At 69.4% G+C, this 24,070-nt stretch carries 19 protein-coding genes; 13 read left to right on the forward strand and 6 right to left on the reverse strand.

Translation table 11 applies throughout. The features are described 5' to 3' along the window. Positions 1-103: 103 nt before the first annotated feature. A complete protein-coding gene (locus tag ACV7NO_RS05735) occupies positions 104-823 on the reverse strand; it encodes a DsbA family protein (protein ID WP_463405054.1) in 720 nt (239 codons plus the stop codon). Next, on the reverse strand, positions 820-2,070 hold the full coding sequence (locus ACV7NO_RS05740) for a M48 family metalloprotease (RefSeq protein WP_463405055.1): 1,251 nt from the start codon (positions 2,068-2,070) through the stop codon (positions 820-822). Before ACV7NO_RS05740 ends, ACV7NO_RS05735 begins: the two co-directional genes overlap by 4 nt. Between ACV7NO_RS05740 and ACV7NO_RS05745 the strand changes: the two genes are divergently transcribed. Then, the gene (locus ACV7NO_RS05745; RefSeq protein WP_463405056.1) at positions 2,057-2,392 is read left to right on the forward strand and encodes a hypothetical protein; all 336 of its coding nucleotides are present in this window, start codon (positions 2,057-2,059) and stop codon (positions 2,390-2,392) included. The two genes, ACV7NO_RS05740 and ACV7NO_RS05745, sit on opposite strands and share 14 nt — an antisense overlap. An 87-nt stretch (positions 2,393-2,479) precedes the next feature. Here ACV7NO_RS05745 and ACV7NO_RS05750 read toward each other — a convergent pair whose 3' ends face one another. Continuing rightward, positions 2,480-5,227, reverse strand: a complete 2,748-nt coding sequence (locus ACV7NO_RS05750) for an Rne/Rng family ribonuclease (RefSeq protein ID WP_463405057.1) — start codon at positions 5,225-5,227, stop codon at positions 2,480-2,482. A 473-nt stretch (positions 5,228-5,700) separates the two neighbouring features. On the opposite strand from ACV7NO_RS05750, the gene ACV7NO_RS05755 reads away from it, so the two are divergent. Then, positions 5,701-6,939, forward strand: a complete 1,239-nt coding sequence (locus tag ACV7NO_RS05755; protein WP_463405058.1) for an N-acetylmuramoyl-L-alanine amidase — start codon at positions 5,701-5,703, stop codon at positions 6,937-6,939. Positions 6,940-7,068: 129 nt separating this feature from the next. On the opposite strand, the gene ACV7NO_RS05760 is transcribed toward ACV7NO_RS05755, so the two are convergent. Then, positions 7,069-7,215 (reverse strand): lmo0937 family membrane protein, encoded by a 147-nt coding sequence (locus ACV7NO_RS05760; protein WP_463405059.1) that lies wholly within the window; start codon positions 7,213-7,215, stop codon positions 7,069-7,071. 156 nt (positions 7,216-7,371) lie between these two features. Here ACV7NO_RS05760 and ACV7NO_RS05765 point away from each other — a divergent pair, with 156 nt between their 5' ends. The 3 genes from ACV7NO_RS05765 to ACV7NO_RS05775 all read left to right on the forward strand — a co-directional run bounded on the left by ACV7NO_RS05765 (position 7,372) and on the right by ACV7NO_RS05775 (position 11,952). After that, complete coding sequence (locus ACV7NO_RS05765; RefSeq protein WP_463405060.1) at positions 7,372-9,876, forward strand: penicillin-binding protein 1A; 2,505 nt, start codon at positions 7,372-7,374, stop codon at positions 9,874-9,876. A gap of 151 nt (positions 9,877-10,027) precedes the next feature. Next, a complete protein-coding gene (gene prfB, locus ACV7NO_RS05770; protein ID WP_463405061.1) occupies positions 10,028-11,155 on the forward strand; it encodes a peptide chain release factor 2 in 1,128 nt (375 codons plus the stop codon). Positions 11,156-11,256: 101 nt separating this feature from the next. Continuing rightward, complete coding sequence (locus tag ACV7NO_RS05775; protein WP_463405062.1) at positions 11,257-11,952, forward strand: class I SAM-dependent methyltransferase; 696 nt, start codon at positions 11,257-11,259, stop codon at positions 11,950-11,952. A gap of 47 nt (positions 11,953-11,999) precedes the next feature. Here ACV7NO_RS05775 and ACV7NO_RS05780 read toward each other — a convergent pair whose 3' ends face one another. Next, positions 12,000-12,374 (reverse strand): JAB domain-containing protein, encoded by a 375-nt coding sequence (locus tag ACV7NO_RS05780; RefSeq protein ID WP_463405063.1) that lies wholly within the window; start codon positions 12,372-12,374, stop codon positions 12,000-12,002. A 77-nt stretch (positions 12,375-12,451) separates the two neighbouring features. On the opposite strand from ACV7NO_RS05780, the gene thyA reads away from it, so the two are divergent. The 5 genes from thyA (at position 12,452) to ACV7NO_RS05805 (ending at position 20,557) form a co-directional block, all read left to right on the forward strand. After that, complete coding sequence (gene thyA, locus ACV7NO_RS05785) at positions 12,452-13,354, forward strand: thymidylate synthase (RefSeq protein ID WP_463405064.1); 903 nt, start codon at positions 12,452-12,454, stop codon at positions 13,352-13,354. A gap of 147 nt (positions 13,355-13,501) precedes the next feature. Beyond that, positions 13,502-17,068, forward strand: coding sequence for a hydantoinase B/oxoprolinase family protein (locus tag ACV7NO_RS05790; protein ID WP_463405065.1), 3,567 nt, complete (start codon positions 13,502-13,504; stop codon positions 17,066-17,068). Positions 17,069-17,350: 282 nt separating this feature from the next. After that, positions 17,351-18,331 (forward strand): DUF2891 domain-containing protein, encoded by a 981-nt coding sequence (locus ACV7NO_RS05795; RefSeq protein WP_463405066.1) that lies wholly within the window; start codon positions 17,351-17,353, stop codon positions 18,329-18,331. Between the two features lie 88 nt (positions 18,332-18,419). Next, positions 18,420-19,526: a DUF47 family protein gene (locus ACV7NO_RS05800; protein WP_463405067.1), complete on the forward strand. Its 1,107-nt coding sequence runs from the start codon at positions 18,420-18,422 to the stop codon at positions 19,524-19,526. Between the two features lie 17 nt (positions 19,527-19,543). Next, positions 19,544-20,557: an anion permease gene (locus ACV7NO_RS05805; RefSeq protein WP_463405068.1), complete on the forward strand. Its 1,014-nt coding sequence runs from the start codon at positions 19,544-19,546 to the stop codon at positions 20,555-20,557. A 33-nt stretch (positions 20,558-20,590) separates the two neighbouring features. On the opposite strand, the gene ACV7NO_RS05810 is transcribed toward ACV7NO_RS05805, so the two are convergent. Beyond that, positions 20,591-21,040 (reverse strand): tRNA (cytidine(34)-2'-O)-methyltransferase, encoded by a 450-nt coding sequence (locus ACV7NO_RS05810; protein WP_463405069.1) that lies wholly within the window; start codon positions 21,038-21,040, stop codon positions 20,591-20,593. Between the two features lie 210 nt (positions 21,041-21,250). Between ACV7NO_RS05810 and petA the strand changes: the two genes are divergently transcribed. From petA to ACV7NO_RS05825, 3 genes are read left to right on the forward strand one after another with little or no spacing between them, the layout of a single operon-like run. Beyond that, complete coding sequence (gene petA, locus ACV7NO_RS05815) at positions 21,251-21,817, forward strand: ubiquinol-cytochrome c reductase iron-sulfur subunit (protein ID WP_463407284.1); 567 nt, start codon at positions 21,251-21,253, stop codon at positions 21,815-21,817. 12 nt (positions 21,818-21,829) lie between these two features. Next, a complete protein-coding gene (locus ACV7NO_RS05820) occupies positions 21,830-23,116 on the forward strand; it encodes a cytochrome b (RefSeq protein WP_463405070.1) in 1,287 nt (428 codons plus the stop codon). A gap of 29 nt (positions 23,117-23,145) precedes the next feature. Next, positions 23,146-23,988 (forward strand): cytochrome c1, encoded by an 843-nt coding sequence (locus ACV7NO_RS05825; protein ID WP_463405071.1) that lies wholly within the window; start codon positions 23,146-23,148, stop codon positions 23,986-23,988. Positions 23,989-24,070: the final 82 nt, after the last annotated feature.

The raw sequence follows: 24,070 nt of genomic DNA on the forward strand, positions 1-24,070 counted from the left end.
AAGGGCGCCCCCGGTTCGATCCGTCCCGCGCTCCGCGGTGGGCGGGGTGCCCTTCGACAAGCTCAGGGCGGACGGGGAGAGGGGGCGTGAACGGAAAGGGGGGTCAGCTCTTCGCCCGCGCCGCTGCGATCGCCTCCTGCAACCGGTCGATCGGGAGCGCGCCGGAGAGGACGCGGTCGCCGACGACCCAGCTGGGGGTGCCGGTGACCCCAAGCTTCGCGGCGACGCCCATGTTGGTGCGCAGCTGCTCGTCGGCGTCCGCGGGGATGCGTGCCGCGTCGACTCCGGCGGCGCGCGCGGTGGCGGCGATCGTCGCGTCGGTGACGGGGCCGGCGGCGTAGAGCGCATCGTGGAAGGCGGGGAATTTGCCCTGCTGCGCAGCGGCGAGCGAGACGCGCGCGGCGGTGCGGCTGGTGTCGGTGAGGACGGGGAGCTCGCGGAAGACGATCCTGAGCTTCGGGTCCGCCTTCACCAGTTGCGCCAGCATCGGCAGGCTGGCGCGGCAATAGCCGCAATTATAGTCGAAATACTCGACGAGCGTGACGTCGCCATCGGGGTTTCCCGCGAAGGCGTTGCCATAGGGCGTGACGATCGCGGCGCGGTTCGCGGCGACCGCCTTGCCCGACTCGCGCTCCTGCAGGCGCTGCATCGCCTCCGGGATGATCTCGGGATTGGCGAGGACATAGGCGCGGACGACCTGTCCGATGCGGGCGGTGTCCGCGCCGTCGAGCGGGGCGGGGGCGACGCGGTCCGCGACGAGCATCGCGCCGCCGCCCGCCACCGCGCCGATCAGGACGAGGCCGAGGGGGAGGAGGCGTGTCACTTGCGGTTCTTCCGGTTGGCGTCGAGTTCGTTCTGGCCGGTCATCGCGATATCCTGCGCGCGGATCCAGTCCGCGGTGTTCCGGGGGAGGCCCGCCATCGCGATCTTCGCGGTGTAGACCGCGGTCTTGGTGTCGCCGTTCTGGCTGGAGCGTTCGGCGGTGGCGAGCGCGGCGCGCGCGGTGTCGCCGGACAGTTCGTAGGCGGTGCCGAGCTGATACCAGGCGAACGGGTTCTGGTCGTCGCGCTGGACCGCCTGGCGCAGTACGCGCGTCGCCTCGGGCAAGTTCGCCTTGTCCTCGGTCGCGATCAAGGCATGGCCGAGCGTCGTCGCGATCAGCGGCGAGTTGCGGGTGCCCGCGACCGCCTGGCGCAGCGGTGCGATCGCGTCCTTCGGGCGGCCGCCCTCGAGCAGGATCTGGCCCTGGATCTCGCGGAAATAAGGATCGTCGGGGTTCGCCGCGACGAGCGCCGCCACTTCCGCCTCGGCTTTGTCGGGGTAGCCACCCTTGTGATAGGCATAGGCGCGCGCATAATGCGCGTAGATCGACTGGTCCGAGAGGGGATAGTCGGTCAGCGTGCGCTGCGGCGACATCACATAGCCTTCGAGCTTGGCCTTCACGCGCTTGAACCGCTCCTCGAGCGCCACGTCGCGCGGCTTGTCGTAGGCGGGCGAGGCCTTCACGTCGGCGGCGAGCGTCTGGACGCGTTCGCCCGAGAGGGGGTGGCTCTGCATGAACGGATCGATGTTCGCCAAGCCGTAGCGATATTCCTGCTGCTGGAGCTTCTTGAAGAAGCTGAGCATGCCCTTGCCGGTGACGCCCGCGCCGCTCAGATATTTGAGGCCGGAGGCGTCGGCAGTGGCTTCCTGCACGCGGCTGAACGCCAGATACTTGCCGAGCGCCGCCTGTTGCCCGGCGGCGAGGATGCCCGCACCGGCCTCCGCGCCGCCCGCCGCGATCGCGGCGATGCCGAGTACCATCGACAGGAGCGAGATGCCCATCGCAGGGCGCGAACCGCGATCGCCGAGCGCGATGTGGCCGTCAGCGACGTGGCCGAGTTCGTGCGCGATGACGCCCTGGACCTCGTTGGCATTGTCCGCGGCCTGGATGAGCCCGGAATGGACGTAGACGATCTGCCCGCCCGCGACGAAGGCGTTGATCGAATCGTCGTTGATGAGGACGACGCGGACGTCGCTGGGCGACAGGCCGGCGGCGCGGATCAGCGGCGCGGACATGTCGTTGAACATCGCCTCGGTCTCCGCATCGCGCAGGATCGACTGGGCGGCGGCGGGTTGTGCGGCGAGGGTGACAAGTGCTGCAAGCGCGGCGATCGCGTTGCGGACGGTCCCGCTCTTGCGGGCGCGGGCGGGGGGCTTCCCAAACTCCGTTCGTGCTGAGCTTGTCGAAGCACTGCCTTTCTTTCCACCGAAGGAAGACGGACGGCACTTCGACAAGCTCAGTGCGAACGGATTCGAGGAGAAGGCGCGCGCCGTCTCAAGCGACGCGTTGGGGTCGGACGTCATCGAGATCGAGTTCAGCACGATTTTTCCAGCATCGCCAGCGCGTTGACGATCGGGCGTGCGGCGCGCGCGATCGGGGAGGGGGCCGGATCCCTGGCGCGGTTCGCGTGAACCGCGCCTGAAACCCGGCCGATCCTCAAGCGCCGAACGTGCGCTGCCACCAGCCGCGGCGCGGCGGGCCAGCGGTGTCGGGCGCCTCGGCGGTCCCGGGCTCGGGGCCCTCGTCCGCCGCGGTATCGTCGGCGTCGGCGTCGGCTTCGGCTTCGGCGGCAACCGGTGCCGGCGTGCGCGTGCGCGTGCGCGACGGTGCCGGAGCCGGTGTGGCCTCATCCGCAACCGGCGCGTCCGCCTTCTTGCGCGGGCGGCGCTTGGGCTTGGCGGGCGCGTCCTCGGCGACGGGGGTCGCCTCGGGCTCGCTCACGGCCTCGGCTTCGACCGCAGCAGCCGGCGTCGCCTTTTTGCGGGTCCGCCTGGGCTTCGGCGCGGGCTCGGCCTCCGCCTCTACCGCAGCAGGCTCGGGCGCGGGTTCCGGCTTAGGCTCCGGCACCGGCTTCGCGATCGGTGCGGCGGTCGCCTCGGCGGCGCGAGCACGGGGGCGACGGCGCGTCTTCGGGACGGGCGCGGGGGCCTCCTCGACGATCGCCTCGTCCTCGACGGCCACCTCGGGAGACTCGGCGACCGAATCGATCGACGCGTCGTCGGTCGCGGTCACCGGAGCCTCGCTGCCGTCACGACGACGACCCCGACGGCCGCGGCGACGGCGACGACGGCCCTCGGCCTCGGCGGGCTGTTCGCCGGCATACTCGCCCTCGAACTCGGTCGCCTCGGTCTCGGTCTCGGCGTCGCTCTCCTCGACATCGTCCGATGCGTCGGCTTCGACCTCGCCCTCGGCATCCGCGTCGACGGGGGCGTCGCCCTCGCCTTCCTCGCGGTTGCGACCACGGCGACCCCGGCGACGGCGGCGGCGGCGACCGCCATTGCCGCCCTCGTCGTCGTCACGCTCGGCTCGCTCGCGGCGGGGCGCTTCGGCTTCGGCCTCGGGCTCTTCTTCCTCGATCTCGTCCTCGGGCTCCTCGACGAAGTCCTCCTCGAGCTCTTCCTCGACGATCGCCTCGAATCGGGGGGCGTAGGCGGGGGGCGGGCCGCTGGCCTCGACCGACATGCGTGCGCCTTCCTGCTCGCCATCGGGCAGGATCTCGACCTGGACGCCGTAGCGCTCCTCGATCTCGGCGATGTCGGCGCGCTTGCGGTTGAGGACGTAGACGCCCGCCTCGACGCTGGCGCGCAACGTCAGGATCGAGCCGCGACCACGTGCGGCCTCGTCCTCGATCAGGCGCAGCGCGCTGAGCCCCGCCGACGACGCGGTACGGACGAGCCCGGTGCCCTCGCAATGCGGGCAGGCGCGGGTCGATGCCTCGAGCACGCCGGTGCGCAGCCGCTGGCGCGACATCTCCATGAGCCCGAACGACGAGATGCGGCCGACCTGGATGCGCGCGCGATCGTTCTTGAGCGCCTCCTTCATCGCCTTCTCGACCTTCCGGACATTGGAATTGTTGTCCATGTCGATGAAGTCGATGACGACGAGGCCCGCCATGTCGCGCAGCCGCAGCTGGCGCGCGATTTCCTGCGCGGCCTCAAGGTTGGTCGCGGTCGCGGTCTGCTCGATATTGTGCTCGCGCGTCGAGCGGCCCGAGTTGATGTCGATCGAGACGAGCGCCTCGGTCGGGTTGATGACGAGATAGCCGCCCGACTTGAGCTGCACCACCGGGTGGTACATCGCGGAGAGCTGGTCCTCGACGCCCGCGCGCTGGAACAGCGGCACGGGATCGCTGTAGTGCTTCACCTTGCGCGCATGGCTGGGCATCAGCAGCTTCATGTATTCGCGCGCCTGGCGATAGCCGTCGTCGCCCTCGACGATTATCTCGTCGATCTCCTTGTTGTAGATATCGCGGATCGCGCGCTTCATCAGGTCGCTGTCGCCATAGACGATCGCTGGGGCGGACGCGCTGAGCGTGGTCTCGCGGATCCCGTCCCACAGGCGGGCGAGGTAATCGAAGTCGCGCTTGATCTCGACCTTGGTGCGCTGGAGCCCCGCGGTGCGGACGATGCAGCCCATCGACGAGGGCAGCGCCAGATCGGCCATGATCGACTTCAGCCGCTTGCGATCGCCCGCGTTGCTGATCTTGCGGCTGATCCCGCCGCCATGCGACGTGTTGGGCATCAGCACGCAGTAGCGGCCGGCGAGCGACAGGTACGTCGTCAGCGCGGCGCCCTTGTTGCCGCGCTCCTCCTTCACGACCTGAACCAGCAGCACCTGGCGTCGGCGGATCACGTCCTGGATCTTGTAGCGGCGGCGCAGGTTCATCCGGCGCTGGCGGAGCGCCTCGACCTGGTCGTCGTTCGCATGCGGCTTGCGCGGCGGACGCGCGGCACGGGCTTCGCCGCCCTCGTCGTCGGCATGATCGTCGTCATGGTGATCGTCGTCGTGGCCGGAATCGTCGAACCCGTCGCGGTGATCGTCGTCGTCGTCACCATGTTCGTCATGATGATCGTCGTCGTCGTCCTGCTCGGCGCGCAGCGCGGCTTCCTCGGCGGCGTGCTCCGCCTCCTCGCGCAGGAGGGCGTCGCGATCCTCCTTGGGAATCTGGTAATAATCCGGGTGGATCTCGGAGAAGGCGAGGAAGCCGTGGCGATTGCCGCCGTAATCGATGAACGCCGCCTGGAGCGACGGCTCCACGCGGGTGACCTTGGCTAGATAGATGTTGCCCTTGAGCTGCTTGCGCTCGGCACTCTCGAAATCAAACTCCTCGATCCGGTTTCCCTTGACGACCGCCACGCGGGTCTCTTCCCGGTGGCGTGCGTCGATCAGCATGCGTGTGGTCATTGAACGGTCTCCACGCGCGGACCGCGCCGCCGGGCGGCGGGGTCGCGCGATGATGATGAAGCGCGGCCGGGCCCCTGTGCCCGGTGTCGCGTACGGTTTGTGGAACTGCCTTCGCTCGCGCAGCATGCCGGGGCAGCGTGCCTCCGGCGACAGCCGCGCGACCGCCGGCGGAAGCCGGGCTGGTCTGGGCGCGGGTGAGATGCGGCATGCGAGCGTCAACCTGAAGCGCCGCGCCCGGCAGATCGCTCTTTCGGACGGGCAATGGGCCGGTCTTGAAGACGCGCGGGAAATGCGCACCTGTCCGGTCGTGCGCTGGACTAGCACCGCGCGCGCGCCGCATCAACTGGCAGGAATCTGCCGGGGTTGCCGGCAAGATAATGCCGAATTGCCGGTTAACCCTTTCCTGCAACCGCGGCTTGAGACGCGGCGGGCTAGGCGGGAATGTACAGGGTAACAGAGGGTTCGCGTTAACCATGGCTTTTTGCTGGACCGGCGGGACGCCCCCGCGGCATGGACGCCGCGTGGCAAGCGTGATCGCGTTGATGATGGGCATGATGTTCGGCGCCCCCGGCTGGGCGGCGACCGTCGAGCGTGTCGAAGTGGACGACGGGCGCGTGACCGTCCGGTTCGACGCGGCGGTGTCCGCCGCGAGCGCGTTCGTGCTCGACGGCCCGCGCCGGATTGCGATCGACGTCGACGGCGCAACGCCGGGACGGCATGGCGACGCGGGCGGGGTGGTGAGCGCGGTGCGGCAGGGGCGGCACGGCGATGGGGGCACGCGGATCGTGCTCGACCTCACGACGCCCGCGATCGTTGCCGGGGGCCGGTTCGATCATGACGGGCGCGAACTGACGCTGACGCTGCGCGATGTCGACCGCACGCGATTCGCCGAGGCCAGTGTCGCCTCGCCGCTCAGCTTCCTGCCGTTCGGGCTGGGCGACGCGAAGCCGCGCTACAAGATCACCGTTCCCGTGCCGCCACCCGCGCGCGCCGCCGCGCTGCCGCGGATCTCCGGCGACGAGGGCCGGCCGCTGGTCGTGATCGACGCAGGGCATGGCGGGCACGATCCGGGGGCTATCAACGCCGAGACGGGCCTGCGCGAGAAGGACGTGACGCTGAAGATCGCGCAGGCGATCCGCGACGAACTGGTCGAATCGGGCCGGGTGCGCGTGGCGCTGACGCGTGACGACGACCGCTACCTGCTCCACCGCGAGCGGTTCGGGGTGGCGCGGCGGATGCACGCGGACCTGTTCATCTCGATCCACTGCGACAGCGTGGGATCCGGGGATGCGACGGGCGCATCGGTGTACACGCTGTCCGAGGTGGCGTCGGACAAGGAAGCGTCGCTGCTAGCGGCGCGCGAGAACAAGGCCGACGTGATCTCGGGCGTGCGGCTCGACGAGAATGCGGACGTATCGTCGATCCTGATCGACCTGACGCAGCGCGAGACGATGAATGCGTCGGCCGGGTTCGCGCGGCTGCTGGGGCGCGAGGCCAAGCCGCTGATCCCGACCAAGCCGGCGTTCCACCGGATGGCATCGCTGTTGGTGCTGAAGGCGCCCGACATGCCGTCGGTGCTGTTCGAGACGGGCTATATCTCGAACCCGGGCGATGCGGCCTTCCTCGACAGCCGCGAGGGGCGCGCACGCATCGCCGAGAGCGTGCGGCGGTCGGTCGAGGTATACTTCGCGCGGAAGATGGCGGCGAAGTAAGGCTCGACATCCTGATCGTCATCCCGGGCCCGGGCCGGGATCCACTGCGGGGCGGGTGACTCGCCCGATGGTCGTGCACTGCGCTCGTACGATGGTGCACCCCGGCACGAGGCCGGGGTTAAGGGGGTGTCACACTACCTTGCGGCCGGTGACGAGGCGGAAGATCACGACGATCACCGCGACGACGAGCAGGATGTGGATCAGCCCGCCCGCGACGTGGAAGGCGAAGCCAAGCGCCCAGAAGATCAACAGGATCAGCGCGATCGTCCACAACATGGCCTTGGTCCTTTTTCAGATGTCCCGGCGGCCGGTACGATCCGGTCGGACGGGGTGAACGAGACAGCGTGCGATCCGTTCCGGCCGCGTAACGCCATGCGCCCGACGCAACGCGCTTCCCACCGCCCGCGAACCTGCTAAACGCTGGGCGCTGGTATGGCGTCTACTCCCCCCGAACCGATGAAGCTGAGGCTCAGGCGCGACGTCGCCGGCGTGCGCGGGGCGCTGGCGCGCGCGTGGCAGCGGCGCTGGGTGAAGGCGATCGCGGTGCTGGCGCTGCTGGCCGCGGTCGGTGCGGGGGCGTTCTGGGCGATCTTCGCGCGCGACCTGCCGTCGGTGGAGCAACTGCGCACCTACGAGCCGCCGCTGCCGACGAACGTGCGCGGGATCGACGGCACCCCGGTCTATTCCTATGCCCGCGAGCGGCGCGTCGAGCTGAGCTTCGCGGAATATCCGCCGCTGCTGATCCGCGCGTTCCTGGCCGCGGAGGACAAGACGTTCTTCGAGCATCACGGCGTCGATTTCCCGGGCCTTGCGGGCGCGGTGCTCGACTATGCGCGCAAGTTCGGGACGGGCAAGCGCGCGCGCGGCGGCTCGACGATCACGCAGCAGGTGGCCAAGAACCTGCTGATCGGCAACGCCTATTCGCCGACGCGCAAGGTGAAGGAGGCGATCCTCGCCTACAAGATCGAGGAGACGCTGACGAAGCCGCAGATCCTGGAGCTGTATCTCAACCAGATTCCGCTGGGGCGCAACGCGTTCGGCGTGGAAGCGGCAAGCCACGCCTATTTCGACAAGGAGCTCGACGAGCTGACGCTGGCGCAGCTCGCCTATCTGGCGATCCTGCCCAAGGGGCCGGCGAACTACGATCCGGTGCGCAATACCGAGCGCGCGCTCGACCGGCGCAACTATGTGCTGGGCGAGATGCTCAAGAACGGGTTCATCACGCAAGGACAGTATACGCAGGCGCGCGGCGAGCCGATCGGCGCGATCCTGCGGCGGACGCCCAAGTTCGAGCGCGTGGGCGGCTATTTCGTCGAGGAGGTGCGGCGCGAGCTGATCGACAAGTTCGGCGAAACCGCGCGCGACGGTCCGTTCAGCGTGTATTCGGGCGGGCTGTGGGTGCGCACCTCGCTCGATCCGAAGATGCAGGACTATGCCGCGCAGGCCTTGCGTGACGGGCTGCTGCGCTATGATCGCGGGCGGGGCTGGGCGGGGCCGCTCAAGCATGTCGAGATCGACAGCGACCGCTGGCTGGCGGCGCTCATCAACACCAATATCGCGCTCGACTATTCAGACTGGCGCGCGGCGATCGTGATCGCGAAGACGGGCGAGGGCGTCGACCTGGGATTCGCGACCGGCGAGCAGGGGACGATGGCGCGCTATGCGGCACAGACCCCGGTGCGCGGCAAGGGCGGCACAGCGTTCGCCGCATTGGTGCCGGGCGACATTATTGCGGTGGCGCCGGAGGGGGCAGGGTTCGCGTTGCGCTCGGTCCCGAAGATTTCCGGCGGGTTCGTGGTGGAAGAGCCCGCGACCGGGCGGGTGCTGGCGATGCAGGGCGGGTTCGACAACCGCGTGCAGGCGTTCAACCGCGCGACTCAGGCGATGCGCCAGCCGGGCTCGACGATCAAGCCGATCGTCTATGCCGCGGCGCTGGAGGGCGGGATGACGCCCGCGTCGATCATCGTCGATGGGCCGTTCTGCGTCTATCAGGGCGCGCGGCTGGGGCAGAAATGCTTCCGCAACTTCTCGGGCGGCGGTTCCGGACCGCACACGATGCGCTGGGGCGTCGAGCAGTCGCGCAACCTGATGACGGTGCGCGCCGCGGCGCAGACCGGGATGCCCAAGGTCGTCGGGCTGATGAAGGCGCTGGAGGTGGGCAATTACGCGCCGTACCTCTCCTATGCGCTGGGCGCGGGCGAGACGACGGTGTCGCGGATGGTCAACGCCTATGCGGTGCTGGCGAACCAGGGGCGCTGGCACGCGCCGACGCTGATCGACTTCGTCCAGGACCGCCACGGCAAGGTGATCTGGCCCGAGGCGTGGCGCGCTTGCGACCGGTGCAACGCGACCGACTGGGACGGCAAGGCGATGCCGCGGCCGGGCATTCGCGGCAAGCAGGTGGTCGACGCGATGAGCGCTTACCAGATGGTCCACATCGCGGAAGGCGTGATCCAGCGCGGCACCGCGACGATCCTGCGCGACCTGAACCGGCCGATGTTCGGCAAGACGGGGACGAACACGGGGCCGAAGGACGTGTGGTTCATCGGCGGCACGCCGCAGATGATCGCGGGCGTCTATATCGGGTACGACTCGCCGGTGAATCTGGGCGGCTATGCGCAGGGCGGGACGCTGGCGGCGCCGATCTTCAAGCAGTGGGCGGTGAAGGCCTATGAGGGGATGGAGCCGCTGCCGTTCCGTGCACCCGAGGGGATCCGCATGGTCCGCATCGATCGCGCGAGCGGCCGGCCGGTCTATGGCGCGTGGCCGACGAGCGACCCCAAGGCCGGGGTGATCTGGGAAGCGTTCAAGCCCGAGAGCGAACCGCGGCGCGCGGCGCGGCGGAGCGGCCCGGCGCCGACCGCCAGCGCGACCGCGGCGGCGAAGGCGGCGCCCGCCGACAGCGATTTCTTGCAGAAGCAGGGCGGAATCTACTAGCGCCTGTCGGCATAAGACCCGTCCGTCATCCCCGCGCAGGCGGGGATCCATCGCCGAACCGTCGCCAGGCACGCGACGGTAGCGATGGAGGTCCCGGACGGGAGATGGATCCCCGCCTTCGCGGGGATGACGCGAGAATTGGAGTGACGTTATGCGCGCCGAAGCGCAGGCCCATGTCGAGCAGATCAACGATGCGCTGGCGCTGCTGCGCCGCTTCCTCGACTGGGACCGCGCGCTGCGCCGGCTCGACGAGCTGAACGCGCGCGTCGAGGACCAGGCGCTCTGGAACGATCCCAAGGCCGCGCAGGAGGTGATGCGCGAGCGTCGCCGGCTCGACGAGGCGATCGAGGCGACGCGCGCGATCGAGCGCGAGCTGTCCGACACCGTCGAGCTGATCGAGATGGCGGAGGCCGAGGGCGATACCGAGATGGAGGCGGAGGCGGTCGCCGGCCTCGCGACGCTGTCCGCGCGCGCCGAGAAGGACAAGGTGAAGGCGCTGCTGGCGGGCGAGGCCGACGGCAACGACACCTATATCGAGGTCAACGCCGGCGCGGGTGGGACCGAGAGCCAGGACTGGGCGGGCATGCTCAGCCGGATGTATTCGCGCTGGGGCGAGCGGCATGGCCTGAAGGTCGAGCTGGTCGACCAGCATTCGGGCGAGCAGGCGGGGATCAAGTCCGCGACGCTGCTGCTGAAGGGCGAGAACGCGTACGGTTATGCCAAGACCGAGAGCGGCGTGCACCGGCTGGTGCGGATCAGCCCGTACGATTCGGCGGCGCGGCGGCATACCTCGTTCGCGAGCGTGTGGGTCTATCCGGTCGTCGACGAGAATATCGAGGTCGACTATAACGAGAGCGACCTGCGGATCGACACCTATCGCGCGTCGGGCGCGGGCGGGCAGCACATCAACACGACCGATTCGGCGGTGCGCATCACGCACATCCCGACCGGCATCGTCGTGCAGTGCCAGAACCAGCGATCGCAGCACAAGAACAAGGCCGAGGCCTATAACCAGCTGCGCGCGCGGCTGTACGAGCGCGAGCTGGCGATCCGCGAGCAGGCGGCCAATGCGGAGAACGCGACCAAGACCGATATCGGCTGGGGGCACCAGATCCGGTCGTACGTGCTGCAACCGTATCAGCTGGTGAAGGACCTGCGCACCGGCGTGACCTCGACCGCGCCGTCCGACGTGCTCGACGGCGATCTCGATTCGTTCATGGCGGCGGCGCTGTCGCAGCGGGTCACGGGCGAGGCGGTCGAGGTGGAGGACGTCGATTGATCCTCGTCTCCCGTCTCCGTTCGTGTCGAGCGAAGTCGAGAAACGGCGTCCGTGTGCGCGTGGGCGTGGGCGTTTCTCGACTGCGCGCGAAGCGAGCGGCCATGGGGATGTTGCTGGTCCTCGCCGCGTGCGACGGCTCGACGCCGCTCCTCAAGCGCGAGCCCAGGGAGCCGGGGCCGTTCCCGGTCGCCGACCGGCCGGTCGCGGGGATCGTCTCGACGCGCTGGTCCGACGAGGAATCGCGCGACCGGCTGAACGAGGCGGGCGCGGTGATGGCGCGCGCGGCGATCCGGCCGGGGATGACGGTGGCGGATATCGGCGCGGGCGAGGGCTATTACACGATTCGGCTGGCGCAGGCGGTGGGCAAGGACGGGCGCGTGCTGGCGGAGGACATCTTCGCCTCTACCCGCGACGCGCTGGCCGAACGCGTGGCGCGCGAGCGGCTCGACAATGTCAGCGTGAAGCTGGGCGAGCCCGACGACCCCAAGCTGCCCGCGAACAGCTTCGACCGGGTTTTCATGGTCCACATGTATCACGAGATCGCGCAGCCCTATGCGTTCCTGTGGGCGGTGCGGCCCGCGCTGCGGCCGGGCGGGCTGGTGATCGTCGTCGATGCCGACCGGCCGACCAAGTACCACGGCACGCCGCCCGCGCTGCTGCGGTGCGAGTTCGCGGCGGTCGGCTATGAGCAGGTGGCGATGAAGGACATGCCGTCGGCTGGGGGATATTTCGCAGCGTTCCGTGCAGTGGGTGCGCGGCCGGAGCCGGATGCGATCCGCCCGTGCCGATTGGAGTGATGGTGGTCTGAACCGCCGTCATCCCGACTTTCGCCGGGATGACGAGGCTAGAGCAGCCCCCTGGCGCGCAGGCTGGTGGTGCGGTCGCCCGCGACGATCAGGTGTTCGAGCAGCGGCGCCTCGAGCAGGGCGAGCATGCGTGCGAGCAGGCGGGTGGCGCCGAGATCGGCGGCGCTGGGAGTCGGATCGCCGCTGGGGTGGTTGTGCGCCATGACGACCGCGCTGGCACCGAACGCGAGCGCGTCGCCCGCGATCGTGCGGACGGGGAGGTCGACGCGCGACGACAGCGCCGACGGCGCGTGGCGGACGCCGAGGATTCGCTGGCGCGAATCGAGATAGGCGAAGATCGCGATCTCCGTCCGTGCGACGGCAAGCGGCGCGAACACCGCAGCGAGATCGACGGGCAGGTCGAAGGCCGGCATGCGCGCACCGTACCGTGCGGCGCGACGGCCGCGAGCGCGGGTTGGTCCGAACCGGATTTTGTCGTAGCGAAAGCGGCATGGAAGCGAACACAATCGACGCGGCCTATGCGCGGATCGTGCGGCGGGTGCTGGAATCGGGGGATCCGCGCGGGGATCGCACGGGGGTCGGTACGCGCTCCGTGTTCGGCGAGACTGCGCGCTTCGACCTGGGGGCGGGGGAGTTCCCGCTCATCACCTCCAAGCGGGTGTCGTGGAAGACCTCGGTCAAGGAGATGATCTGGTTCCTGACCGGGGGCACCAATATCCGCCAGCTGCTGGAACAGGACGTGCGGATCTGGACCGACTGGCCGCTGAAAGCGTATCGCGAAGCGACCGGGGAGGCGATCGCGCAAGGCGATTTCGAGGCGCGGATCGTGGCGGACGCGGCGTTCGCGGCCGAGTGGGGCGAGCTGGGGCCGGTCTATGGCAGGCAATGGCGGCGCTGGGCGGGGCCGGACGGGGTGGAGCACGACCAGATCGCGGGCGTGATCGAGGCGCTGAAGCACGATCCCGCGAGCCGGCGGATCCTGTTCCATGCGTGGAACGTGCCCGAAATCGGCGCGATGGCGCTGCCGCCGTGCCATATGGTGTATCAATATCATGTGACGAGCGACGGGCGGCTCCATTCTCTGATGTTCCAGCGGAGCTGCGACGTGTTCCTGGGGCTGCCGTTCAACTGGGTGGGCGCGGCGGCGTTGCAGATGATGCTGGCGCAGCAGGCGGGTCTGGCACTGGGCGAGTTCGTGTGGATGGGGGGCGACGTGCACCTCTACGCGAACCATCTCGATGCGGCGCGTGAGCAGATCGCGCGCGAGGCACGGCCGGCGGCGCGGGTTACGCTGGCGGCGCGGGCGGCGACGATCGACGATTACGCGATCGGGGATTTTTCGGTGGAAGGCTATACGCCGCATCCCGCGATCAAGGCGGAGGTGGCGGTCTAGCGGGTTGATCCGTTCGCCCTGAGCCTGTCGAAGGGCTGCCTTTCTTTCCCAGCGGGGATAAGAAGGACGGTGCTTCGACAAGCTCAGCACGAACGGATGCGGGCTGCCTATGTTTGTTCATTCCGACGTGCCCAAAAGGAGCCTCATGTGACCTGGCAGTTCTGGATCGACCGTGGCGGCACGTTCACCGACGTCGTCGCGCGGCGGCCGGACGGGGGCGTCGTGACGGCCAAGCTGCTGTCGGAGGATCCGGGGCGGTACGACGATGCCGCGGTCGAGGCGATCCGGCGGCTGGCGGGGGCGGAGCCCGGCGCGATCGCATTGCGGATCGGGACGACCGTGGCGACCAACGCGCTGCTCGAGCGCAAGGGCGAGCCCACGCTGCTCGCGATCACGCGCGGATTCGGCGACGCGCTCAGGATCGGGCATCAGGAGCGGGCGGACATCTTCGCGCGCGACGTGCGCCGGCCGGAGCCTTTGTTCGCGCGTGTGCTGGAGATCGACGAGCGGGTCGATGCGGAGGGCGCCGTCCTCGTGCCGCTCGACGCGGAGACGGCGCGTAGCGGGTTGCGGGCGGCGTATGACGACGGCCTTCGCGCGGTGGCGATCGTGCTGGTGCATGGCTGGCGGTTCACCGCGCACGAGGCGGCGCTGGCGGCGATCGCGGAAGAGATCGGCTTTACGCAGGTGTCGGTCAGCCACCGCGTCGCGCCCGTCATCAAGCTGATCGGGCGCGGCGACACGACGCTGGTCGACGCGTATCTGTCGCCGGTGCTCGATCGCTATGTCGAAGGGCTGAGCGCGGCGCTGGGGCAGGGCGCGCTGTTCATGCAATCGAACGGCGGACTGGTCGACGGCGCGGCGTTCCGGGGGAAGGACGCGATCCTGTCGGGCCCGGCGGGGGGGATCGTGGGCATGGCGGCGACCGCGCGCGAGGCCGGGTTCGACCGGATCATTGGGTTCGACATGGGCGGCACCTCGACCGACGTGTCGCATTATGCGGGCACCTATGAGCGCGATACCGAGACGCTGATCGCGGGCGCCAGGATCCGTGCGCCGATGCTGCGGATCCATACCGTCGCGGCGGGGGGCGGATCGATCTGCCGGCACGACGGGCAGCGGCTGCTCGTCGGGCCGGAGAGTGCGGGCGCGGTGCCGGGCCCGGCCTGCTACCGGCGCGGGGGGCCGCTGACCGTCACCGACTGCAACGTGATGCTCGGCAAGCTGCGACCCGAGGTGTTTCCCGCGATCTTCGGCGCTGGCGGTGACGCACCGCTCGATGCCGGGGCGGTGGCGGCGCGGTTCGCGGACCTGCCGGGGGATCCGCAGGTGCTGGCGGAGGGGTTCGTCGCGGTCGCGGTGGCGAACATGGCGAACGCGATCCGCACGATCTCGGTCGCGCGCGGTCACGACGTGACGCGCTATACGCTGGCGTGCTTCGGCGGGGCGGGGGGGCAGCATGCGTGCCTGGTCGCCGACGCGCTGGCGATGGACCGGGTGATGATCCACCCGCTGGCGGGGGTGCTCTCCGCCTATGGCATGGGTCTGGCGGACCGGCGGGTGCTGCGCGAGGCGACGCTGGGCATGGCGTTCGGCGAGCGCGATGCGATGCTGGCGGCGATCGAGGCGCTTGCGGACGAGGCGCGCGACGCGCTGGTCGCGCAGGGCGTCGATGCGGCGGGGGTGACGGTCGAGCGGCGGGTGCATCTGCGGCGCGGGCAGACCGAGCATACGATCGAGATCGACCTGGGCGAAGTCGATACGATGGTCGCGGCGTTCGACGCGGCGCATGTCGCGCAGTTCGGGTTCGCGAGCACGCAGACGCTGGTCGCGGACCGCGTCGTCGCGGAGGCGATCGCGGCGAGCGCGCCGGTCGACGCCGCGCTGGTGGCGCTGCCCGACGCCGCCGCGCCGCCGATCGCGAGGGTGCCGGTGTATCTGGCAGGCGCGTGGCGCGACACGCCGGTGCTGGCGCGCGAGGGGTTGCCCGCGGGGCATGCGTTCGACGGGCCGGCGCTGGTGATCGATGCGGTGTCGACGACGGTGGTCGAGCCCGGCTGGCGCGCGCGGGTGGACGCGATTGGGAACCTGATCCTCGAGCGGGTGGCGGTGCGACAGCGTTCCTCGACTTCGCTCGAAACGAACGGGGAAGCGCCGGGCGCGGTCGGGAACGATGCCGATCCCGTGCGACTCGCGATCTTCGCAGGCCTGTTCATGAGCGTGGCTGAGGACATGGGGGCGGCGCTCCAGCGGTCGGCGGCGTCGGTGAACATCCGCGAGCGGCTCGATTTCTCCTGCGCGCTGTTCGATGCGGCGGGCAATCTGGTGGCGAACGCGCCGCATATCCCGGTCCATCTGGGATCGATGGGGGAGAGCATCCGCACGATCCTTGCCAATCGGGGCGGCGGGGCGGACGGACGCGGCATAAGGCGCGGCGACGCCTATGCGCTCAACGCGCCGTATCGCGGGGGGACTCACCTGCCCGACATCACCGTCATCATGCCGGTGTTCGCGGACGGGGACGGCGAGCCGCGCTGGTTCGTCGCGGCGCGGGGGCATCATGCCGATGTCGGCGGGACGACGCCGGGATCGATGCCGCCGCGGAGCACCTCCGTGGAGGAGGAGGGCGTGCTGCTCGACGACGTGCTGGTCGTCGACGCGGGGCGGTTCCTGGAGGACGAGCTGCGTGCGCTGTTCGCAGGGAGCGCCCATCCCGCGCGCAACATCGACCAGAATATCGCCGATCTGGCGGCGCAGCTGGCGGCGTGCACGCGCGGCGCGGCGGGGCTGCACCGGATGGCGGCGGAGAGCGGCGCGGACGTCGTCAGCGCCTATATGGAGCATGTGCAGGCCAATGCCGACGCGGCGGTGCGGCGGCTGATCGCGACGCTGTCCGATGGCGCCTTCGCCTATGAGATGGACGACGGCGCGGTCGTCCGCGTCGCGGTGCGGGTCGATCGGGACGCGGGGACGCTCGACATCGACTTCGCAGGGACGAGCGCGCAGCGCGCGAACAACTTCAACGCACCGGTCTCGATCGTGCGTGCGGCGGTGCTGTATGTCGTGCGCGCGCTGATCGACGAGGCGGTGCCGCTGAACGACGGCTGCTTGCGCGGGGTGACGATCCGGGTGCCGGAGGGGTCGATGCTCAACCCGCGCTATCCGGCGGCGGTGGTCGCGGGCAACGTCGAGACGAGCCAAGTGGTGACCGACGCGCTGTTCGGCGCGCTGGGCGCGATGGCGGCGAGCCAGGGGACGATGAACAACTTCACCTTCGGGGACGCGCGCCACCAATATTACGAGACGATCGCGGGCGGCGCGGGCGCGGGGCCGGGGTTCGACGGCGAGAGCGTGATCCAGACGCACATGACGAACAGCCGGCTGACCGATCCCGAGATCCTCGAGACGCGGTTCCCGGTGCTGCTGGAGACGTTCGCGGTGCGCGAGGGGACCGGCGGGGTGGGCGCGTCGCGCGGTGGCGACGGAGCGCTGCGGCGAGTGCGGTTCCTGCGCGACATGACTGCGTGCATCCTGGCGAACCGGCGGCGGGTGGCGCCGTTCGGGATGGCGGGCGGCGACGACGGCGCGGTCGGCGCGGCGTGGGTCGAGCGGGTGAACGGCGGAGTGGAGCGGCTGGGCTCCACCGCGGAGGTGGCGATGCGCGCCGGGGATGTGTTCGTGATCGAGACGCCGGGGGGCGGGGGCTATGGCTGACGCCCCGTCATTCCGGCGGAGGCCGATATCCAGACCTGCGCCAGCGCCCGGCGGCGGGGTGGACCCCGGCCTTCGCCGGGGCGACGGGTCCAAGGTAGCGGCCGGCACGACAGGGAACGTACGGACGATGCCGTCAGCGTTACGGGCCAGTGACATCGGGGCGGTGGGGTCGGAACCGCCCCCTCCGCCATCCCGGCGAAAACCGGGATCCGGCGTTGCGTGCGGCTCCGGCGGCGGGAGATGGATCCCGGCCTTCGCGGGGATGACGGACAAAGGGATGGCATGATGATCCTCGACCGACACATGGCGACGCGGTTCGCCGCTTCCACGCTTGGGCACCTGACTCAGGAGTGGCCGAACATCAGCGACAGGGTGCTGACCGGACAGGAGGACCTGCGGCGCCCGAGCGAGTTCCACCCCGTCTTCCATGGCAGCTTCGACTGGCACAGCTGCGTGCATGGCTGGTGGCAGGTGATGCGGCTCGCGCGGCTCTTCCCGGGGACGGAGGAGGCGGCGCGGGCGGAGGCGCTGGCGGATGCGATGCTGGTGCCGGCGAAGATCGCGGGCGAGCTGGCGTTTCTCGATCGCGCGCTGTCGGGCGGGTTCGAGCGGCCTTACGGGTGGGCGTGGCTGCTCGCGCTGCACGGCGAGCTGGCGTTGCGCCCCGATCGGCGCTGGGCGGCGGCGGTCGAGCCGCTGGCGCGCGCGTTCGCCGCGCGGTTTGCGAGCTACCTGCCGCGGCTGGGCTATCCAATCCGCAGCGGCAAGCACGACCAGAGCGCGTTCGCGCTGATCCTGGCGCTGGCGTGGGCGCGGACGCATGATGCGGGGCTGGCGGGCACGATCGAGACGCATGCGCGGGCGTGGTACGGCGCGGATCGCGATGCTCGGCCTTGGGAGCCGGGGGGCGAGGACTTCGTCTCCGCGACCCTGTGCGAGGCGGTGCTGATGCAGGCGGTGCTGGGGGCGGACTTCGGCGACTGGTTCGCCGGGTTCATGCCCGATCCATTCGGCGGCGCGGTCGCGTGCCTGCTGGAGCCTGCGACGGTGCGCGACCGGACCGACGGGCGGATGGCGCACATCGACGGGCTGAATCTGGCGCGGGCGTGGTGCTGGCGTGCGCTGGCGCCGGCCTTGCCGGACCCCGCACGGGGCGAGGCGATCGCGGTGGCGCACCTCGACGCGGCGCTGCCGCATCTGGCGGACGACTATATGGGCGAGCACTGGCTGGCCACCTTCGCGTTGCTGGCGCTGACCGCGTGAGGTAACGGCCCGCCTTGTATCGGGGGTGATTCGGCGCAGGGTGTGCCGGGCACGCCATCGGGAGCCCGTCATCCGCCAGATCGCCGCCTTGCCTTACCGGACCGACAGCGCCTCCGCCGACTCGGTCGTGCGGGTGCTGCTGGTGACGTCGCGGACCTCGCGGCGATGGGTGATCCCCAAGGGCAATATCGGCGGCAGCGATTCGCCGCACGCCGCCGCCGCCGCGGAGGCCGAGGAGGAAGCGGGGGTGAGCGGCGCGATCTGCCCGACGCCGCTGGGCAGCTATCGCTATCGCAAGCGCAAGGGGAACGGCGCGTCGCTGATGGTCGATGTCGACGTGTTCCCGCTGGCAGTGACGCGCGAGATGGACGCGTGGAAGGAACAGCATGAGCGCGAGCGACGCTGGTTCACGCTCGCCGAGGCGGCGAGGGCGGTCGACGAGCCCGACCTGCGCGACCTGATCGGATCGTTCGCGAGTGGCGATTTCAAGGCGGCGGCGCGCCGGACGGGCGCGCCGGCCGCGGGTATCAATCAATCGAAGGTGGGATCGATGTTTGCCTGGTTTCAGCGCCTGCTCCCCCGGACGGGGAATTTCTTCGCAATGTTCGAGGCGCACGCCGCGACCGTCGCCGCCGCCGCCGACGCGGTCGCCCGGCTGCTGGAGGGCGGACCGGCGGCCAAGGACCATATCCGCGAGATCATCGAGCGCGAGCATGACGCCGACGAGATCACGCGCGAGGTTCTCCAGACCGTCCGCAAGACCTTCCTGACGCCGTTCGATCGCGGCGCGATCACCAGCCTGATCGGCGCGATGGACGATACGGTCGACGAGATGCAAGCCGCGGCGAACGCGATCGACCTGTACGAGGTCGCCGAGTTCTCGCCCGAGATGAAGGACATGGCCGCGATCATCGTCGATGCGGCGCGGCTGGCGGTGGAGGCGATGCCGCTGCTGCGCGACGTGGCGCGCAACGGCGCGAGGCTCCACGAGCTGACCGAGCGGCTGGTGCGGATGGAGGGCCAGGCCGACGAGATCCATGCCGCGGGGCTCAAGCGCTCGCTGAGGGCCTATGGCGCGACCGATACGTTGCGCTTCGTCGTCGACCGCGAGATCTACAAGCATCTCGAGCGGATCGTCGACGCATTCGAGGACGTCGCCGACGAGATCGACGGCATCGTCATCGACCACTCGTGACCGGCGGCTGACGCACCATGCACGAGCTCGCCTTTCCGCTGCTGGTCGGGTTGATCCTGGTCGCGCTGGCGTTCGACTATCTCAACGGCCTGCACGACGCGGCCAACTCGATCGCGACGGTGGTGGCGACGCGGCTGCTGTCGCCGGTGAAGGCGGTGCTGTTCGCGGCGTTCTTCAACTTCGCGGCCTATTTCCTGACGATCGCGTTCCCGAGCCTCCACGCGGTGGCGGAGACGATCGGCAAGGGGCTGATCGACAAGGACCTCGTCACCCCCGCCGTCATCTTCGGCGCGCTGGTGGGGGCGATGTTCTGGAACGTCGTGACGTGGATGAAGGGGATCCCGTCGTCGTCGAGCCACGCGCTGGTCGGCGGACTGATCGGCGCGGGCGTGGCGCATGCCGGGCTGACGGGCGTGCAGTGGAGCGGGCTGAACAAGACGCTGATCGCGATCGTGCTGTCGCCGACGATCGGGATGGCGCTGGCGATGCTGGTGATGCTCGCGTCGAGCTGGGCGCTCCACCGCGCGACCGCGCACCAGGCGGAGCGCAGCTTCCGGGTGCTCCACCTCGTCTCGTCGGCGGCCTATTCGCTGAGCCACGGGCTGAACGACGCGCAGAAGACGATGGGGATCATCACCGTCCTGCTCTATTCCACCGGTTATCTGACCGGGCCGTTCGAGGTGCCGCACTGGGTGGCGATCAGCTGCTACATCGCGATCGCGGCGGGGACGATGACGGGCGGGTGGAAGATCATCGAGACGATGGGCTCGCGGATCACCAAGCTGTCGCAGCACCAGGGGTTCAGCGCCTCGCTCGCGGGATCGATCGTGCTGTTCGGCGCGTCGGTGATGGGAATCCCGGTTTCGACGACGCATACGATCACCGGCGCGATCATCGGGGCGGGGACCGCACGGCGCGCGTCGGCGGTGCGCTGGGGCGTGGCGCGCAGCGTGGTCGCGGCATGGGTCATCACGATTCCGGCATCGGCGACGGTGGGAGCGTTGTTCTATTTCCTGACGACGCTGTTCTGAGGGCCGGGGTTCTGAGGGTCGGGGTTCTGAGGGTCAGGCGGGCCACCCGCCGGTCTGTCGGAGCCCTTCGCCGAGCACGATCGCGGCGGTGACCGCGACGTTGAGCGATCTCATGCCGGCGACCATCGGCACGCGGACGCGCGCATCGGCGCGGGCGTGGACGGGCTCGGGCGCGCCATGGCCTTCGGAGCCGAACAGCAGGACGTCTGCGCCCTCGAACCGCATCGCGGGCAGGTCGGTCGCGCCTCTCGTCGTCAGCAGGACGAGGCGGCCGGTGAGCGTCGCGGCGAAGGTGGCGAAATCGGCGTGGCGGGTGACCGACACCCCCGCGGCATAGTCCATGCCCGAGCGGGCGAGCGCGCGGTCGCTCCACGCGAATCCCATCGGCTCGATCAGGTCGACCGCGACGCCGAGGCATGCCGCGGTGCGCAATATCGTGCCGACATTGCCGGCGATCTCGGGTTCCAGAAGCGCGATCCGCATCCTGCTTCCCTAGCCGCGGACGGCCCTCGCGCAAATTGCCTGTTGGCAAAGCGGGAAACGCGACGCTATCAGGCCAAGGCCTTCCGTGGGGACGAGAGGGCGGCGACGGCGATCGCGTGAGACGAGGGGGAGCAGATGGTTGTCCCGAAATCGATGTGGTCGCCCGACACGATACTGCAAGGGTTAGGCTGAATGGCGACTGTCGACGATATGGTGCCCCCGGGCGAAGCGCCCGCGCCGTTCCACGAGAACGTCGAGGATCCCCGGCGCCGCGACTTCATCAACATCGCCACCGTCGCCTTTGCGGGCGTTGGCGCCGCGGTGGTGGTGCTGCCGCTCATCAACCAGATGAACCCGTCCGCGGACGTGCTGGCGCAGTCGACCACCGAGATCGACGTGTCGAAGATCGAACCCGGCCAGGCGATCAAGAGCCAGTTCCGCAAGCAGCCGCTGTTCGTGCGCAACCTGACGCCAAAGGAAATCGCCGAGGCGAACGCCGTAAAGCTGAGCGACCTGCGCGACCCGCAGACGCTGGCGGAGCGGACGAAGCCGGGCAAGGAGAACTGGCTCATCACGCTGGGCGTCTGCACCCATCTGGGCTGCGTGCCGCTGGGCGCGGGCGAGGGCGAGAACAAGGGCCCGTTCGGCGGCTATTTCTGCCCGTGCCATGGCTCGGCCTACGATACCGCGGCGCGGATCCGGCAGGGGCCGGCGCCGCTGAACCTGCACGTTCCCGAGTACACCTTCACGTCTGACACGGCCGTCACGGTCGGTTGAGGTAGCAGCACCATGAGCTTTCCCTGGGCCAAGCATTACGAGCCGAAGCAACCGCTGATGCGGTGGCTCGACGAGAAGCTGCCGCTGCCGCGTCTCGTCTACGGCGCGATCGGCGCGGGCTATCCCGTGCCGCGCAACCTCAACTATTTCTGGAACTTCGGCGTGCTCGCGGGCGTGGCGCTGGTGATCCAGATCGTGACCGGGGTAACGCTGGCGATGCACTTCGCCGCGAACGGCGCGGTCGCGTTCTCGTCGGTCGAGCACATCATGCGCGACGTCAACGCGGGCTGGTTCCTGCGCTATGCGCACGCCAACGGTGCATCGATGTTCCTGCTGGTCGTCTACATCCATATCGGCCGCGGCCTCTATTACGGATCGTACAAGGCGCCGCGCGAGATGGTGTGGCTGCTGGGCGTCGTGATCTTCCTGCTGATGATGGCGACCGCGTTCATGGGCTATGTGCTTCCCTGGGGGCAGATGTCGTTCTGGGGCGCGCAGGTCATCACCGGATTCTTCTCCGCGATCCCGCTGGTCGGCGAGACGATCCGGGTGTGGCTGCTGGGTGGGTTCGCGCCCGATAACGCCACCCTCAACCGCTTCTTCTCGCTCCATTATCTGCTGCCGTTCGTGATCGCGGGCGTCATCATCCTGCACATCTGGGCGCTGCATATCCCGGGCTCGAACAACCCGACCGGCGTGGACGTGAAGGGCGAGCAGGATACCGTGCCGTTTCACCCATACTACACGGCCAAGGATGCGGTGGGCGTGGGCGTGTTCATGCTGGTGTTCGCGGCGTTGATCTTCTTCAGCCCGAACCTGCTGGGGCACCCGGACAACTATATCGAGGCGAACCCGCTCTCGACGCCCGCGCACATCGTGCCCGAATGGTATTTCCTGCCCTTCTACGCGATCCTCAAGAGCTTCACCGCGAACTTCATCCTGGATGCCAAGCTGTGGGGGGTACTCGCGATGTTCGGGTCGATTCTGCTGCTGTTCTTCCTGCCATGGCTCGATTCGTCGCCGGTGCGCTCGGCCAATTATCGTCCGAAGTACCGCATCTTCCTCGGGATCCTGCTGCTCGACATTCTGGTGCTGGGCTATGTCGGCGGGGCGGAGGCGAACGCGCGCAACGTGATCCTGGGGCAGCTCGCCTCGGCCTATTACTTCGCGCACTTCCTCATCATCCTGCCGTGGGTGGCGCGGTCGGAGCGGCCTCGCCCGCTGCCGAACTCGATCACCGAGGCGGTGCTCGCCAAGCAGGGCGGCACCAGCATCGCGCACAGCGCCGCGACCGCCTGACGTAGCCGAACAGGGAACTGGAAAAGACCATGGTACGTCTCATCGCATCGCTGGTCGGCGCGGCCTTCGTCTTCGTGCTGGCGCTCGCGCTCTACGGCACGGTGTCGACCGCGATCACCGATCCGGCCAAGCCGACCGCCGAGCACGCGTTCCACAAGCATCCCGAGGATGCGGGGCTGTCGTCGGCGGGGCTGTTCGGCAAGTTCGACCGCCAGCAGCTGCAGCGCGGCTTCCAGGTGTACAAGGAGGTCTGCGCGGCCTGCCACAGCCTCAAGTACGTGGCGTTCCGCGACCTGGCGGAGATCGGCTATACCGAGGCCGAGGTGAAGGCGATCGCCAGCCAGTGGCAGATCGAGGCGCCGAGCATCAATCCGGATACCGGCGAGCCAGCGACGCGCAAGAACGTGCCGTCGGATCACTTCCCGACGCCGTATCCCAACGAGGTCGCGGCGCGCGCGGGCAACAACAACGCGCTGCCGCCCGACCTGTCGCTCATCACCAAGGCGCGGCATGACGGCGCGAACTACGTCCACGCGCTCATCACCGGTTATGTCAACCAGCCTGCCGCGCTGCTGAAGGAATTCCCGGAGGCCAAGACGCCGACGGGGCTGCACTACAACCCGTATTTCGCGAATCTCAACATCGCGATGCCGCCGCCGCTGACCGCGGACGGGCAGGTGACGTACACCGACGGGACCAAGGCGACGAAGGACCAGATGGCGAAGGATGTCGCCGCGTTCCTTACCTGGACCGCGGAGCCCAACCTCGAGGCGCGGCATGCGGCCGGGCTGGCGGCGGTGATCTTCCTGCTGATCTTCTGCTTCCTCGCCTGGGGCGCGTATCAGAATGTCTGGCGCGACATAAAGCATTGACCGGACGCGCCGGGTCGTCCGGCGCCTCGACCCCGAGCTACGTGACGCCCCGATGAGAATCGGGGCGCCGTCGTGTCCGGCG

It is taken from the genome of Sphingomonas sp. Ell38C01, from assembly GCF_055231975.1.

Bases quoted from the DNA above. Each gene is read 5' to 3' on its own strand.
- ACV7NO_RS05745 (WP_463405056.1), top strand. From the start codon at position 2,057: ATGTCGTTGAACATCGCCTCGGTCTCCGCATCGCGCAGGATCGACTGG.
- ACV7NO_RS05740 (WP_463405055.1), bottom strand. From the start codon at position 2,070: ATGTTCAACGACATGTCCGCGCCGCTGATCCGCGCCGCCGGCCTGTCG.
- ACV7NO_RS05750 (WP_463405057.1), bottom strand. From the start codon at position 5,227: ATGACCACACGCATGCTGATCGACGCACGCCACCGGGAAGAGACCCGC.
- ACV7NO_RS05755 (WP_463405058.1), top strand. From the start codon at position 5,701: ATGGCTTTTTGCTGGACCGGCGGGACGCCCCCGCGGCATGGACGCCGC.
- ACV7NO_RS05760 (WP_463405059.1), bottom strand. From the start codon at position 7,215: ATGTTGTGGACGATCGCGCTGATCCTGTTGATCTTCTGGGCGCTTGGC.
- ACV7NO_RS05765 (WP_463405060.1), top strand. From the start codon at position 7,372: ATGGCGTCTACTCCCCCCGAACCGATGAAGCTGAGGCTCAGGCGCGAC.
- prfB (WP_463405061.1), top strand. From the start codon at position 10,028: ATGCGCGCCGAAGCGCAGGCCCATGTCGAGCAGATCAACGATGCGCTG.
- ACV7NO_RS05775 (WP_463405062.1), top strand. From the start codon at position 11,257: ATGGGGATGTTGCTGGTCCTCGCCGCGTGCGACGGCTCGACGCCGCTC.
- ACV7NO_RS05780 (WP_463405063.1), bottom strand. From the start codon at position 12,374: ATGCCGGCCTTCGACCTGCCCGTCGATCTCGCTGCGGTGTTCGCGCCG.
- thyA (WP_463405064.1), top strand. From the start codon at position 12,452: ATGGAAGCGAACACAATCGACGCGGCCTATGCGCGGATCGTGCGGCGG.
- ACV7NO_RS05795 (WP_463405066.1), top strand. From the start codon at position 17,351: ATGATGATCCTCGACCGACACATGGCGACGCGGTTCGCCGCTTCCACG.
- ACV7NO_RS05805 (WP_463405068.1), top strand. From the start codon at position 19,544: ATGCACGAGCTCGCCTTTCCGCTGCTGGTCGGGTTGATCCTGGTCGCG.
- ACV7NO_RS05810 (WP_463405069.1), bottom strand. From the start codon at position 21,040: ATGCGGATCGCGCTTCTGGAACCCGAGATCGCCGGCAATGTCGGCACG.
- petA (WP_463407284.1), top strand. From the start codon at position 21,251: ATGGTGCCCCCGGGCGAAGCGCCCGCGCCGTTCCACGAGAACGTCGAG.
- ACV7NO_RS05820 (WP_463405070.1), top strand. From the start codon at position 21,830: ATGAGCTTTCCCTGGGCCAAGCATTACGAGCCGAAGCAACCGCTGATG.
- ACV7NO_RS05825 (WP_463405071.1), top strand. From the start codon at position 23,146: ATGGTACGTCTCATCGCATCGCTGGTCGGCGCGGCCTTCGTCTTCGTG.